The sequence below is a fragment of the Marinobacter sp. DY40_1A1 genome, assembly GCF_016597815.1.
Classification (GTDB): domain Bacteria; phylum Pseudomonadota; class Gammaproteobacteria; order Pseudomonadales; family Oleiphilaceae; genus Marinobacter; species Marinobacter xiaoshiensis.
Window position 1 is genome coordinate 69,617 of sequence record NZ_VCHA01000005.1, and the last position, 14,494, is coordinate 84,110.

At 54.0% G+C, this 14,494-nt stretch carries 10 protein-coding genes and 3 tRNA genes; 9 read left to right on the plus strand and 4 right to left on the minus strand.

The window, feature by feature from the left end:
* Positions 1 to 2,853: a valine--tRNA ligase gene (locus FFI61_RS13205; protein ID WP_200371033.1), complete on the minus strand. Its 2,853-nt coding sequence runs from the start codon at positions 2,851 to 2,853 to the stop codon at positions 1 to 3.
* A 282-nt stretch (positions 2,854 to 3,135) separates the two neighbouring features.
* On the opposite strand from FFI61_RS13205, the gene FFI61_RS13210 reads away from it, so the two are divergent.
* On the plus strand, positions 3,136 to 4,347 hold the full coding sequence (locus FFI61_RS13210) for a pilin (RefSeq protein ID WP_200371035.1): 1,212 nt from the start codon (positions 3,136 to 3,138) through the stop codon (positions 4,345 to 4,347).
* A 62-nt stretch (positions 4,348 to 4,409) separates the two neighbouring features.
* On the opposite strand, the gene FFI61_RS13215 is transcribed toward FFI61_RS13210, so the two are convergent.
* Together FFI61_RS13215 and FFI61_RS13220 are read right to left on the minus strand one after the other, a co-directional pair.
* Positions 4,410 to 4,928 (minus strand): DNA polymerase III subunit chi, encoded by a 519-nt coding sequence (locus FFI61_RS13215; RefSeq protein ID WP_200371037.1) that lies wholly within the window; start codon positions 4,926 to 4,928, stop codon positions 4,410 to 4,412.
* Complete coding sequence (locus FFI61_RS13220) at positions 4,928 to 6,421, minus strand: leucyl aminopeptidase (protein ID WP_200371039.1); 1,494 nt, start codon at positions 6,419 to 6,421, stop codon at positions 4,928 to 4,930. Before FFI61_RS13220 ends, FFI61_RS13215 begins: the two co-directional genes overlap by 1 nt.
* Positions 6,422 to 6,621: 200 nt before the next feature.
* On the opposite strand from FFI61_RS13220, the gene lptF reads away from it, so the two are divergent.
* Entirely contained in the window at positions 6,622 to 7,725 is a 1,104-nt protein-coding gene (gene lptF / locus FFI61_RS13225) for an LPS export ABC transporter permease LptF (protein WP_200371041.1), read from the plus strand.
* Positions 7,718 to 8,779, plus strand: a complete 1,062-nt coding sequence (gene lptG / locus FFI61_RS13230) for an LPS export ABC transporter permease LptG (protein ID WP_200371042.1) — start codon at positions 7,718 to 7,720, stop codon at positions 8,777 to 8,779. Before lptF ends, lptG begins: the two co-directional genes overlap by 8 nt.
* A gap of 17 nt (positions 8,780 to 8,796) precedes the next feature.
* On the opposite strand, the gene FFI61_RS13235 is transcribed toward lptG, so the two are convergent.
* A complete protein-coding gene (locus FFI61_RS13235; protein ID WP_200371043.1) occupies positions 8,797 to 9,336 on the minus strand; it encodes an RDD family protein in 540 nt (179 codons plus the stop codon).
* Between the two features lie 141 nt (positions 9,337 to 9,477).
* Here FFI61_RS13235 and alaS point away from each other — a divergent pair, with 141 nt between their 5' ends.
* The 6 genes from alaS to FFI61_RS13265 all read left to right on the plus strand — a co-directional run bounded on the left by alaS (position 9,478) and on the right by FFI61_RS13265 (position 14,447).
* Positions 9,478 to 12,108, plus strand: a complete 2,631-nt coding sequence (gene alaS / locus FFI61_RS13240; RefSeq protein WP_200371044.1) for an alanine--tRNA ligase — start codon at positions 9,478 to 9,480, stop codon at positions 12,106 to 12,108.
* Positions 12,109 to 12,216: 108 nt separating this feature from the next.
* Positions 12,217 to 13,455 carry an aspartate kinase gene (locus FFI61_RS13245; protein WP_200204305.1) on the plus strand — a complete coding sequence of 413 codons (1,239 nt, stop codon included), beginning with the start codon at positions 12,217 to 12,219 and terminating at the stop codon, positions 13,453 to 13,455.
* A 147-nt stretch (positions 13,456 to 13,602) separates the two neighbouring features.
* A complete protein-coding gene (gene csrA, locus FFI61_RS13250; protein ID WP_144780424.1) occupies positions 13,603 to 13,800 on the plus strand; it encodes a carbon storage regulator CsrA in 198 nt (65 codons plus the stop codon).
* Positions 13,801 to 13,928: 128 nt separating this feature from the next.
* Positions 13,929 to 14,018: transfer RNA gene (locus FFI61_RS13255), tRNA-Ser, on the plus strand.
* A 65-nt stretch (positions 14,019 to 14,083) separates the two neighbouring features.
* Positions 14,084 to 14,160 (plus strand) — tRNA-Arg (locus FFI61_RS13260).
* Positions 14,161 to 14,370: 210 nt separating this feature from the next.
* Positions 14,371 to 14,447, plus strand: a tRNA-Arg gene (locus tag FFI61_RS13265).
* Positions 14,448 to 14,494: the final 47 nt, after the last annotated feature.

Consider the following 14,494-nt stretch of genomic DNA (forward strand, 5'->3'; position numbering starts at 1 on the left):
CTACATGGCCTCAATATCTGCACGCTGCTGCTGCAATCGGCCCAGATTACCCTGAACCTCAGCCAGCTTCTCCTGCTCCTTGGCAACCACTTCCGCAGGCGCCTTCGCAGTAAACTTCTCATTGTTCAGCTTACCCTCAAGGCGTCCAATCTCCTTCTGCAAACGCTCAAGCTCCTTATCCAGACGCTTCAGCTCCGCATCCTTATCGATCAGCCCAGCCATAGGCACCAACACTTCCATATCGCCAACCAACTGAGTGGCACTCATGGGTGCTTTATCGCCTTCAAACCATTCAAGACTTTCCAGCTTGGCCAAAGAACTCAAGAACTGGCGATTCTCATTCATCCGACGTTGACCTTCGGCGCTGTTGCCACGGAACAGAACCGGAATCTTCTTCGCCGGGGAAATATTCATCTCGCCGCGAATATTGCGCACCGCCACAATTACACCCTTCAGCCATTCAATGTCTTCGACGGCTTTAGCATCGTGCTTGCTGGCGTCCACCTGCGGGAATGGCTGCAACATGATGCTGTCACCGGATTTTCCAGCCAGCGGTGCAATGCGCTGCCAGATTTCTTCCGTGATAAACGGCATGATCGGGTGCGCCAGACGCAGAACGGTTTCCAGCACGCGAACCAGGGTGCGGCGTGTGCCGCGCTTCGCCTCAACACTGCCGGTGTCGTCGCTCAGGCAAGGCTTGGAAAGCTCCAGGTACCAGTCGCAGTATTCGTTCCAGATGAACTCATACAGAGCGTGAGAGGCCAGATCGAAACGGTACTGATCCAGATGGCGGGTCACGTCCTGCTCGCACTGCTGCAGGGCACTGATAATCCAGCGATCCGCCAGAGACAGTTCTACCGGCTCACCATTTACGCCGCAGTCTTCGCCTTCCACGTTCATTAACACGTAACGGGCAGCGTTCCACAGCTTGTTGCAAAAGTTACGGTAACCTTCCAGTCGCTTCATATCCCAGTTGATGTCACGACCGGTAGTGGCCATGGCTGCCAGAGTGAAGCGCAGGGCATCGGTACCGTGGGCAGAAATACCTTCCGGGAATTCCTTTTCAGTCTGCTTGGCAATTTTCTTCGCCAGCTTGGGTTGCATCATGTTGCCGGTGCGCTTTTCCAGCAGTGGGGCAAGATCAATGCCGTCAATCATGTCCAGCGGGTCAATGACGTTGCCCTTGGATTTGGACATCTTGTCGCCGTGCTCGTCGCGGATCAGACCGGTCACATAAACGGTTTTGAAGGGAACCTGCGGGGTGCCGTCTTCATTTTTCATGAAGTGCATGGTCATCATGATCATCCGGGCGACCCAGAAGAAGATGATGTCAAAACCGGTCACCAGTACATCGGTAGGGTGGAAGGTCTTCAGGCGCTCAGTGATTTCCGGCCAGCCCAGAGTGCCGAAGGTCCACAGGGCAGAGCTGAACCAGGTGTCCAGAACATCGTCGTCCTGCTTTAGGGCGAAGTCGGCTGCCAGGTTGTGCTTCTGGCGTACCTCATCTTCACTGCGACCTACATAAATATTGCCTTCGGCGTCGTACCAGGCTGGAATGCGGTGGCCCCACCAGAGCTGGCGGGAAATGCACCAATCCTGAATGTCGCGCATCCAGGAGAAGTACATGTTCTCGTATTGCTTTGGCACAAACTGAATGCGACCGTCTTCGACCGCCTCAATGGCAGGCTCGGCCAGTTTTTTCGCATCGGCAAACCACTGGTCGGTCAGCATCGGCTCAATAACCAGTCCGGAGCGGTCGCCACGGGGAACGCTCAGTACGTGGTCTTCGATTTTCTGAACCAGGCCGGCGGCTTCCATATCGGCTACGATCTGCTTGCGGGCGTCTTCCCGGGTCAGGCCGGCGTAGGCGGCGGGCAGGCTGGCGTCGAGTTCGGTGTTCTCTGTGCCGTCACTGTTGAATACTTCTGCCTGCTCACGGATGTCCGCATCCTGAGTCAGCACGTTCATCATCGGCAGGTTGTTGCGTTTGCCTACGGCATAGTCGTTAAAGTCGTGTGCTGGCGTAATCTTCACGCAGCCGGAACCTTTCTCGGGGTCGGCGTGGTGGTCGGCAATCACCGGTATGCGGCGGTTTACCAGTGGCAGCATCACGAATTTGCCAATCAGGTGCTGGTAACGCTCGTCGTCCGGATGAACGGCTACGGCTGTATCTCCCAGCATGGTTTCCGGGCGGGTAGTGGCGACGACCAGATAGTCTTTGCCATCCTGAGTGGTGGCGCCGTCGGCCAGTGGGTAGCGCAGATGCCAGAAAAAGCCTTTCTCTTCCTTGTTCTCAACTTCCAGGTCGGAAATAGCGGTGTGCAGCTTCGGGTCCCAGTTCACCAATCGTTTGCCGCGGTATACCAGGCCGTCTTCGTACAGGCGAATAAATACTTCCTGTACGGCTTTGTAAAAGCCGTCGTCCATGGTGAAGCGTTCGGTATCCCAATCAACGGAGTTACCTAACCGGCGCATCTGGCCGGTAATAGTGCCGCCAGATTCTTCCTTCCATTCCCAGATGCGCTTGATGAAGTCTTCCCGGCCAAGGTCGTGGCGGGTTTTGCCCTCTTCCGCCGCCAGCTTGCGCTCAACCACCATTTGCGTGGCGATACCTGCGTGGTCACTGCCCACTTGCCACAGGGTGTTGTGGCCCTGCATGCGCTTGTAGCGAGTGAGGGTGTCCATGATGGTGTGCTGGAAGGCATGGCCCATGTGCAGGCTGCCGGTCACATTGGGTGGCGGAATCGCAATGCTGTATGCCTGACCTTCGCCGCTGGGGCGGAAGTAGCCTTTGGATTCCCAGTTTTCGTACCACTGGCGCTCAATGTTTTCTGGCTGGTAGGTTTTTTCCATGGGTTTTTCTGGCGACCGTTTGATTGATTCACAAGGGGAAATTGAAACGCTGGATTATACATGGTCGCTTGCCTTCGAGCCATGGAGCTCGGCTTTGGCAGGCGTGTCCCACCTCCGAGCCTGCGAAATCGACATGTAGTCGTGGAAGATGTTCGATATTTTTCTCTATAATCGCCGGCTTTGCTGCGTGGGTGCGCTGCAATAAAACTCAGTCATAGCTGGCTCAGGTCTTGCGCTGTGCACTCGCCGGTCACTCTGTAAGCATCTTAACGAGGGAATACCATGGATTTGGTTTACAAGAACGAGAAGCCGTTGCTCAGGATAGCGGTCGTGTTTTCAGCGGTTATCTGGCTTGCGTTGTTTGTCGGGACGTTCGGGATTTTGTTGTTGTACTTGCTTTTGGGCTATGTGTTTTTTCTGTTTGCGCATTCGGCATTTATCTCCCACCTGAAAGGCTCGGGTGTGCGCATAAGCCAGGATCAGTATCCGGATCTATATGAACGGATGGTTCGTTGTTCTGAAAAAGTTGGCGTCACAGAGTTGCCTGAGGCATACCTGCTTCGTACCGATTTTTTTAATGCGCTGGCCACCAAATTTCTCGGTCGTCATTTCGTGGTGCTGTTTACCGATGTCATTGACGCCCTGGAAGACCAGCCGGGCGCAGTCGATTTCTATATTGGCCATGAACTTGGCCACATACACCGCAAGCATCTTTCCTGGCGCGCGTTTGTCATGCCGGGCTCGCTGTTGCCGGTGGTTGGCCCGGCTCTGCGCCGCGCAGAGGAATACACCTGTGATCGCTACGGCGTTGCCTGTTGCCAGTCTTCAGAGGATATCAAGTCCGCCATAGCAGCCATTGCTGCAGGGGATACCCGTTGGAAGACCATCAATGTGGATGCATACCTCAGTCAGATTCAGGCAACCAGTGGGTTCTGGATGTCGTTCAACGAACTGACCGGCGACTATCCGTGGCTGACCAAACGCATGGCGACCGCCTTGGCACTGGCACAGGGCAGGGAGGTAAAGCATCCTCGTCGCAGCCTTGGGGCCTGGGTGTTATCGATGTTTGTGCCCCGGGTGGGTGGTGGTGCGGGCGGAGCTGCATCCCTGCTGGTGACTGTCGCGATCATCGGTGTGCTGGCTGCGCTGGCAATTCCTGCTTACCAGCAGTATGTCGAAAGGGCACGTTATTCGGCTGCATACTCCATGGCTCAGGAGGTACAGGCTCGAGTCACTTCCTACGCCACTGAGAACCAGGCTTGGCCGGTAACCATGCAAGAACTGGGGTACCCGGAGTTAATCCTGGAAAATGACGTGCAGAACTATTCAATTGATGTATATGACGACGGCATGATCGGGGTCGAAATGGGCGTGGATGATTCCGGCGAGTCCAAATATATCGTGCTTGAACCTGCCGTCGATGAGGGCGAGATCAGTTGGACCTGTTACGGCCAGAATGTGAACGAAAAGCATTTGCCGGCGAGCTGTCGTTAATCACGTCGCATTCGCACTCTGGAAGCTCTAATTCAGCGCTGCCCGGCAGTGTATGATCACGATCACGATCGCGATCGTTGATCATACACTTGGGCCTCGATACCTAAAGCGCGCAACTGCCTGAAATGTGATCGAGCCTGGTTGAGAACGACAGGGTCGCTATGGGCCACCAGGGCGAGGCGTTTGAATTGGTCCGCGTTTGCCGGAAGGGTCTGGGAGAGGATGATTACGGTATCCCAGTCCTCTGCAATTGGCGGGCACAATAGTATTCCAACAGGATCAGTACAGGGTGTGGCAGCATCGGGTATGACGCTGTGCGGGATGAATGCATCCGGGCTGAAGTTCCAGATTAGTTTGTCCAGTTCATCAGCTTGCTGCTGGGAGTCGCACACGATGCACACCCGGTCGCCTTGCTGCCAGGCTTTGCTTACAAGCTTGGTGGCGTGCAGGTTACGGGCGGCGGGAGTGTCTTGGAGGAGAATATGAAACCAGTAACGCTGGTTTTTATCCTCCAGAGCAGACGCAGTCCGAGAGTTGCCGGCAGCAGGGCTGCCGGCTTGTGAGAGCAAATTACTTTCCATTATTTTCCAGCGTGGGACATCAGGTAGTCGACCAGCAGGGGAACCGGGCGGCCAGAGGAACCCTTGGCTTTACCCGAATGCCATGCAGTTCCGGCGATGTCCAGATGCGCCCAGCGGTATTCCTTGGTGAAGCGAGCCAGGAAGCAGGCGGCAGTGATGGTACCCGCAGTGCGGCCGCCGATGTTGGCCATGTCTGCAAAGTTACTGTCCAGCAGGGTCTGGTACTCCTCCCAAATGGGCAGGCGCCAAGCCTTGTCGTTGGCACGTTCACCCGCAGCCAGCAGTTCGTTTGCCAGCTCGTCATTGTTGGCCATCAGGCCTGTTGTCTCGTGGCCAAGGGCAATGATGCAGGCGCCGGTAAGCGTTGCCAGGTCGATAACCACTTCCGGATCAAATTTCTTCACATAGGTGAGGGCGTCGCACAAAACCAGGCGGCCTTCAGCATCTGTGTTGAGGATTTCAACCGTTTGGCCAGACATGGTGGTGACAATATCGCCAGGGCGGCTGGCATTACCGTCGGGCATGTTTTCAGCAGCAGCGATAACCGCAACCACGTTAATTTTCGGCTTGGTCTCTGCGAGTACTTGCATGGCTCCGAATACGGCAGCTGAACCGCCCATATCGTATTTCATTTCATCCATGCCAGCGCCGGGCTTGAGGCTGATGCCGCCTGTGTCGAAAGTAATGCCTTTGCCTACCAGAACATAAGGCTTGTCTTTAGCATTACCACCACGGTATTCCATGATGATCAGGCGTGGTGGTTGGGCACTGCCCTGACCAACGGCAAGAAGGGAGTTCATGCCGAGCTTTTTCATTTGCTTTTCATCAAGCACTTCGGTCTTGATGCAGTCGTGTTCAGTGGCCAGTTTGTTGGCTCGCTCTGCCAGCCATGAGGGGTGGCAGATGTTCGGTGGCATGTTGCCCAGATCGCGGGCCAGATTCATGCCGCGACCGGTTGCCAAGCCCAGGTTAAACGCTTCTTTTTGTGCTTTTCCGGCATCAGAAGTGGCGACCAGAACTTTGTTGAGCTTGCGCGCTGAAGGCTTTTCGCTCTTGAACTCGCTGAAGCTGTAGAGCTGATCTTCCAGAGTACGGCCGATCAGGCTCAGCTTTGCCAGTTCGGAGCTAAGGCTGTCATTGCCAGTCAGGGCGGTATCGGTCAAGCTGATCAGCACACTCTTTGAAGGACCATCCTTCAGGGCACTTGTCATGGCCGCCAGTGCCTTTCGGAAGTTTGCGCCAGTGCGCTCGGTGTCCTTGCCTGTACCAACAACAAGCAACCGATCCCAAGGCTGGTCGTTAAGTGGAATCAGGCTTGTTTCAGCGTTTTTGCCATTGATGTCACCGGCTTTCTGGAGTTTGGTGATCAGCCCGCCAAGTGCGCTGTCTGCCCCAGTGGTGGAGGCTGGCCAGTCGCCCTGTTCCGGAAGGGCGACGACCAGGCAGTCGGCTTTGGTGCTCGCAATGGCATTGCTGTTCAGGCTGAAGTTCATGGAAACTCCTATAGTTATCCGGGGAAAGCCGCAATTGTGAGCGGCGAGAATGATTTGATCCTGTACCACCAAGCATTGGGGTTTGGAGGCGGATTATCAAGTTAGGCGGGCTACACTGTTATTCAGCCCCAAGGTTACATAGAATACTCGCAGTTTCCTCATTCCTCCATGTTCCGGTTTACACGGGCAGAGAAACCGTTTTGAGCATTATTTTCCGCTATCTCATACGTCAGGTTATGGTCAGCATGGTTGCCGTCTCAGGCATTCTTCTGCTGGTGTTTATGAGTGGGCGCTTTCTCAAATACTTGGCCGGTGCCGCGGAAGGCAAGATTGCACCCGGCGTGCTGTTTGAAATTATGGCGTATCGCTTTCCCGGGTTTCTTGAGCTTATCCTGCCGTTGGGGCTGTTCATTGGCATACTGCTGGCCTATGGCCGTATGTATCTTGAAAGTGAAATGACCGTGCTTTCCGCCTGTGGTGTAAGCGACGGTCAGTTGTTGTCAAAAACCCTGGTGGGCAGCCTTGCCGTCATGTTGATTGTCGGAAGCATGAGCCTGGTGGTTTCACCATGGGGAATGCAGCAGGTTGAAGAGATTTTTGCAGAGCAGGCCAAGGCAACAGAATTCGATCTGCTGGCGCCGGGGCGCTTCCAGAAGCTTTCGTCGGGCGGCCGCGTTACCTACACCGAAGCTCTCAGTGATGACAAACGCCAACTTCAGGGTGTGTTTATTGCCGAGTACGGGCAAGACGGAACCGGTGTAAACGTAATTACCGCCGATTCCGGCTCCCAGTTGATTGATGAAGAAACCGGTAGCCGCTTTCTTATTCTCGAAAACGGTGCGCGTTATGATGGGACGCCCGGAAAGCTGGATTACCAGATTACAAGTTTTGAAGCCTACGGTCTGAAGATTCGCAGCGGTAGTAGTGGTGATGTGGTTTTGGATGAGGGGGTTACTACCGGCCAGTTGATGCGATCGGACGATCCCCGCGACCGCGCATTGTTGCACTGGCGCTTTTCGTTACCGCTGATTGTCCCAATAGTGACACTGCTGGCAGTCCGGTTGAGCCGGGTTAATCCGCGACAAGGGCGATTTTTCCATCTATTGCCTGCCATGCTTGTGTACGTTGCCTATCTTGGTTTGCTGATTGTCGCCCGGGATGCCATGGCAGATGGCAAGGTGCCTGAATGGTTGGGCATGCTCTGGGTACACGCCATCTTCCTTGCGCTTGGTCTTTGGCTGCATTTTGGTCCGGCCTGGCTTTATAAGAGAAAGCTGAAGCGGGAGGGAGTGGTCAATGCGTAAGATTGATCACTATGTGATGCGCAATGTGGGCGGTGCCATGCTGCTGGTGATGCTTGTGGTGCTGTCCCTCGATCTGATTTTTGCCTTTGTTGCCGAGCTGGATGATACCCGTAACAACTACCAGATTCTGGATGCACTCTGGTTTGTAGCCCTTACCTTGCCGCGCCGGGTATACGACTACCTGCCTCTTGGGGCTTTTATGGGCTGTTTGATTGGACTGGGTGGCATGGCCAGCTCTTCCGAACTTACAGTGATTCGCGCGGCCGGGGTTTCTATAAAGCGGGTTGTCTGGTCTGCAATGAAACCTGCATTGGTGATCGTTCTGGCGGGTGTTCTTATCGGTGAGTATTTGGCGCCTCCTGCGGAGCGTGCTGCCCAGAGTCATAAGGCGGTTGCTCTTGGTGCGGGCCAGAGTGTGGCTGCTGCCCACGGGGTATGGCACCGGGAGGGCAATGTTTTTATGCACCTCAATGCTGTGCAGCCAAACGGTGTGTTGCACGGTGTTTCTTTGTTTCGATTCGACGATCAACGGCAACTGATAGCAGCCAGTTTCTCGGAGCGGGCAATTTATCAGGGCGACCACTGGCTGCTGGAGAACTCCACGACCACGCGCCTTGAGGGTGAATCCACCAGGCGGGTAGATCATAAGAGCCTGCGTTGGGACACTGGCCTGTCCCCAAGTGTATTGAGTGTGCTGATTGTTAAGCCGGAAAACCTTTCAATGACTGGCTTGTATACCTACGCAAACTACCTTGGCGACCAGGAGCTAAATGGCTCTCCATACTGGTTGGCCTTCTGGAAGAAGGCTCTGATGCCGCTGGGCACAGGCGTGATGGTGCTGGTGGCGATTTCCTTTATCTTTGGGCCACTGCGCTCAGTTACTATGGGGTTTCGGGTGTTTACCGGGCTACTCGTAGGGCTGCTGTTCAAGTATATGCAGGACCTTTTGGGCCCCATGAGCCTTGTTTACGGGTTTAGCCCGGTTCTTGCGGTGATTGTGCCAATTGGGATCAGTGCGGTGTTTGGTGGTGTGTTGATGCGCCGGGCAGGATAGCTACCCGGCATACCGGTTCAGCCAGCCTTGGCTTTATGGGGAACACTAACAACCATGCTGTCTGAAAATCTGTCTGTTATGGACAGGCCGTTAATGGGGTAAAAAAGCCCTATCATGGCTGGAACAGACAGGAACAGCGTTGCCGAACCCAGATAGTAGCCTGCCAAAATGGCCACAAAAAACACGGCTGCCGCGCTCACATACCTACGAAGGGCCTGGCTCCAGCTCACTGAGGAGCCGTCCAGATTTTCGATGCGAATCCGCCATACCTGCATGCCCAGTGTTTGCCCTATCCGCGTCCAGAAGTACGCAAAGAACAGGTACATCACCAGAAACAATACGAACGTCAGGCCGGGGTCGCCGGATAACTGACCCGCTTCGGCTTTCTGCTCCATGCTGTCCCAGCCGGTAATCCAGCCAGTTATCATGGTGTATATCCATGTGGTAACCAGAAGTACGGCAATACCGATCAGGCCGTCGTAAATAATGGCGAGTGATCGTTTGAGAAACGTCGCTGGGGGTAGCAGTTCATCAGCGGCGTGGAAGCGGCGGGGCATGGGCTCTCCTGTGATTTTTCACGTTTTTCCTGTACTCAGCGTGTGCTAGAGTAGCCGATTTGCACACGCATGTAAGTATTCGTATTCAATCGCGGATCCCGCCGCTTCCCGGTGGGATTTCTGGAAAGGTATCAACGGGCTATGAAAACCGCAGAGTTGCGACAGGCATTTCTCGATTATTTTAAACAGCAAGGTCATTCCATTGTTTCAAGCAGCTCGCTGGTGCCGGCAGACGATCCGACACTGCTGTTTACCAATGCGGGAATGAACCAGTTCAAGGACGTATTTCTTGGCCGTGAGGAGCGTGACTACACTCGCGCAACTAGCTCCCAGAAATGCGTGCGTGCAGGCGGCAAGCATAATGACCTGGAGAACGTGGGTTACACAGCGCGCCACCATACGTTCTTCGAAATGCTGGGCAACTTCAGCTTCGGTGATTATTTCAAGCGCGAAGCCATCAATTATGCGTGGACCTTTCTGACCGGCGAGCAGTGGCTAAACCTGCCCGCTGAGAAACTCTGGGTGACCGTTTATGCCGATGATGACGAAGCCTACGACATCTGGAATAAAGAAGTCGGCGTGCCAGTAGATCGTATTGTTCGCATTGGCGACAATGGCGGCGCACCTTACGCTTCAGATAACTTCTGGCAGATGGGCGATACCGGCCCCTGTGGCCCTTGTACCGAAATATTCTATGACCACGGCCCGGACGTAGCGGGCGGCCCCCCCGGAAGCCCGGAGGAAGATGGTGACCGCTACATCGAGATCTGGAACGTGGTTTTCATGCAGTACAACCGCACTGCTGATGGCGAGATGCTTAAGTTGCCCAAGCCTTCCGTCGATACAGGCATGGGCCTGGAACGTGTTACAGCTGTGATGCAAGGCGTACACAGCAACTACGAAATCGATTTGTTTGATGATCTTCTCAAAGCGGCTTCAGCCATACTTGGCGGTGCGGCGACAACAGAAGCCAGCCTGCGTGTGGTTGCCGACCATATTCGCTCCTGTGCCTTCCTGATTTCCGACGGTGTTATGCCTTCTAATGAAGGTCGAGGCTTTGTTCTTCGCCGGATTATTCGTCGGGCAGCTCGTCATGGCAACAAGCTTGGTGCCACCGGCCCGTTCTTCTACAAATTAACCGGTGCTTTGGTTGAGTTGATGGGTGAGGCCTTCCCGCAACTTGTCAGCAGCCGGAAGCAGATAGAGAGAGTGCTGCTGCAGGAAGAAGAGCAGTTTGTAAAAACTCTGGATAAAGGCTTGCGCCTGCTGGAGCAGGATATTGCCGAGCTGAAAGGCGACGTGATTCCCGGGCAGACGGTTTTTACCCTGTATGACACCTATGGCTTTCCTGTGGATCTCACCAACGATATCGCCCGTGAGCGTGGCCTGACGTTGGACTATGAGGGCTACGAAAAAGCTATGGAAAGCCAGCGTGAGCGGGCCAGAGCTGCCAGCAAGTTTGGCATGGATTACAACGCAGCAGGCCTGAGCATTGAAGGTAAAACCGAGTTCACTGGCCACGAGCATGTTGATGGTCACGAGCGTATCCGTGCCGTCATCGTCAACGGCGAGCAGAAAACAGCAGAAGCCGGCGATGAAGCAATTGTGGTGCTGGAGCGCACACCGTTTTACGCTGAATCCGGTGGCCAGGTAGGTGATACCGGGCTGCTGACCTGGAGCGGTGGCCGCTTCAAGGTGACCGACACTCGCAAGGATGGCGATAACCATCTGCATGTGGGCACTCTTATAGAGGGTGAGCTGTTCGAAGGACTGGAAGTAGACGCCCGTATTGACCACGCACGCCGTGAGCGGGTTCGCCGTAACCACTCTGCCACGCACTTGCTGCATGCGGCGTTGCGCAAAGTGTTGGGTGAGCATGTAGGGCAGAAGGGCTCTCTTGTGGATCCGGACAAGCTGCGCTTTGACTTCTCGCATTTTGAAGCGGTTACTCCTGAGCAATTGAAAGAAATCGAACGCCAGGTAAACGAACAGATTCTCAGTAACACAGCGGTACAGACCGACATAACAGACATGGAACAGGCGCAAGCAAAAGGCGCCATGGCGTTGTTTGGTGAGAAGTACGGTGATGTGGTTCGAGTGCTGAGCATGGGTACTGACAGCTATTCTGTAGAGCTGTGTGGTGGCACCCACGTAACTCGCACCGGCGACATTGGCCTGTTCCGTATAACATCTGAAAGCGGCATTTCTTCGGGTGTTCGTCGAATTGAAGCTGTTACCGGGTTTGGCGCCCTTGAGTGGGTGGACGACACAGAGCGCACTCTGCGTGAAGCGGCCCGACTGGTAAAAGGCAGCCGGGAAACGGTTATCGACAAGGTGCAACAGACCATTGAGCGCAATCGACAGCTTGAAAAAGATGTTGATGCCTTGAAGGCCAAGCTTGCCAGTTCCGCCGGAAGCGATCTGGCAGATTCTGCAGTAGAGGTTGCAGGCCTGAAAGTTGTCGCTGCCGAGCTGGAAGGTGCAGATCGCCAAACGCTTATGGAAACTGCAGACCAGCTTAAAAACAAGCTGGGAGAGGGTGTGGTTGTTCTCGCGAGTGTTGAAGATGGAAAAGTGACCTTGGTTGCAGGTGTTACAAAGTCTGCAACTGGTCGCATCAAAGCGGGCGATTTGATGAAGCACCTTGCGGCGTTGGTCGACGGCAAAGGCGGCGGTCGGCCCGATATGGCTCAGGGCGGTGGTAACGATGCCTCTAAGCTTGGGGAAGCCCTTGCCGGGGTGCCGGAGTGGGTTGGGAAAAATATCGCCTAAGCAACTATTTTTCAGAAGCGATCGGGGTTTATAATTCCGGTCGCTTGTTTATTGACGGGCAGGGTGCTCCGCCCTGCCATAGGCCTCGATTCGGATATTGGAAAGACAATGGCTCTGTTTGTTCAGAAATTTGGTGGCACCTCGGTGGGTACAACCGAGCGCATAGAGGCAGTGGCTGAAAAAGTAATTGGCTTCCGCAACGCGGGGCATGACGTGGTTGTTGTAGTTTCTGCCATGAGCGGCGAAACCAACCGGTTAATTGGGTTGGCCAGCGATATTATGGAAGATCCTGAGCCTCGTGAAATGGATGTGCTGATTTCTACGGGGGAGCAGGTAACCATGTCACTTCTCTCCATGGCGCTGCAAAAGCGAGGCTTTGATGCTCGCTCTTATACAGGTTCGCAGGTCCGTATTCTGACGGACAGCATGCACACCAAGGCCCGCATAAAACAGATCGACGAGCAGCGTATACGCGCAGATCTGGACGCGGGCCGTGTTGTAGTTGTTGCCGGGTTCCAGGGTGTTGATGAAGAAGGCAATATAACTACCTTGGGCAGAGGTGGGTCAGATACCACTGCGGTGGCTCTGGCGGCTACTCTGAAGGCGGATGAGTGTCAGATTTATACCGATGTGGATGGCGTTTATACAACGGACCCACGAGTGGTAGACAGCGCCCGTCGGCTGAAACAGATTACATTTGAAGAAATGATGGAAATGGCGAGCCTGGGATCCAAGGTTCTCCAGATTCGCGCTGTAGAATTTGCAGGGAAATACAACGTTCCGTTAAGGGTTCTTTCCAGCTTCGAGGAAGGTGAAGGCACCCTGATTACTTTTGAGGATAATAACGCCATGGAACAACCGGTCGTCTCCGGCATCGCTTTTAATCGTGATGAAGCCAAAGTCACTATCTCTGGAGTGCCTGATACCCCGGGCAGTGCGCTGCGTATTCTGAAGCCGGTAAGCGAAGCCAATATTGGCGTGGACATGATTGTTCAAAACGTTGGCGAGGATAACCGCACAGCTTTCACGTTTACCGTTCATCGCAATGATTTCAAGCGTGCTAAAGACGTCCTTCAGCGTGTGTCGGATGAATTGGGTGCCCGTGGTGTCAGCGGCGATACCAAGATCGCGAAGGTCAGTATTGTTGGTGTTGGCATGCGTTCCCATGCAGGTGTAGCAACTCAAATGTTTGAGGCACTGTCGAATGAAGGGATCAATATTCAGATGATCTCCACATCGGAAATCAAGATTTCTGTTGTGATTGATGAGAAATACCTTGAGCTTGCTGTGCGTGCGCTTCACAGTGCGTTTGAGTTGGATAAGCCTGGGGTGGAAGAAACCCTATAAAAGAGATTCATTTTCTGACCTTGTGCTCGCGTGTGTCCGTATAAGGGAATGTGCGTCTTATGGTTAGCCCGTGTTCTCACTATAAAAGTCGAACTAACTAAAACATTACTTGTCGGAACAGGTAGCTCAGGATAGGGAGTAAAGGATATGTTGATTTTAACTCGCCGTGTTGGCGAAACATTAATGGTTGGTGATGATGTCACCGTTACTGTGCTTGGGGTTAAAGGAAATCAGGTGCGGATTGGTGTAAATGCCCCGAAGGAAGTTGCTGTGCACCGTGAAGAAATCTATCAGCGTATTCAGTCCGAAAAGGGCGTGGATGAGCCGGAGCCGGGCAATAGCTGAGAAGTAAAAAGAAGCCGTCAGGGCTAAATTCTGACGGCTTTTTCATTTTCGGGTAAAACAAGGTTTAAAAAAGTCTTGTCAAGCCTATGAAAACAGAAAAATTATGGTAGTATACGCCCCGTTCTGAAGGAGAGGTGGGTGAGTGGCTGAAACCAGTTCCCTGCTAAGGAACCGTACGAGCAATCGTACCGAGGGTTCGAATCCCTCCCTCTCCGCCATTTTCTTTTTATAAGAAAAGCGGAACAGGTTGAAGTTGCATTCAACCAACTAAAGTGATCAATGCGCGGCTGTAGCTCAGCTGGATAGAGTACTCGGCTACGAACCGAGCGGTCGGAGGTTCGAATCCTCCCAGCCGCGCCACTTAACAGAATGATGATGAATGAACCCGGCTTTAGAGTCAGGCTCATAAGTCAGACAGGATTTGAACCGAAAAGAGGTTCGACCGAAGCACACGCAGTGTGCTGAGGAACGTCAGAGCGAAGCGACGGCGGCCCCGAAGGGGTGAGGGCCAAAGGCCCGAATAATCCTCCCATTGGCTCATACCCATCCGGGCAGGATAGAAAGTTATTGGCGGCTGTAGCTCAGCTGGATAGAGTACTCGGCTACGAACCGAGCGGTCGGAGGTTCGAATCCTCCCAGCCGCGCCATATTAAAATCAAAGCGCCTCAGTTTGTGTACCACACAGCCTGAGGCG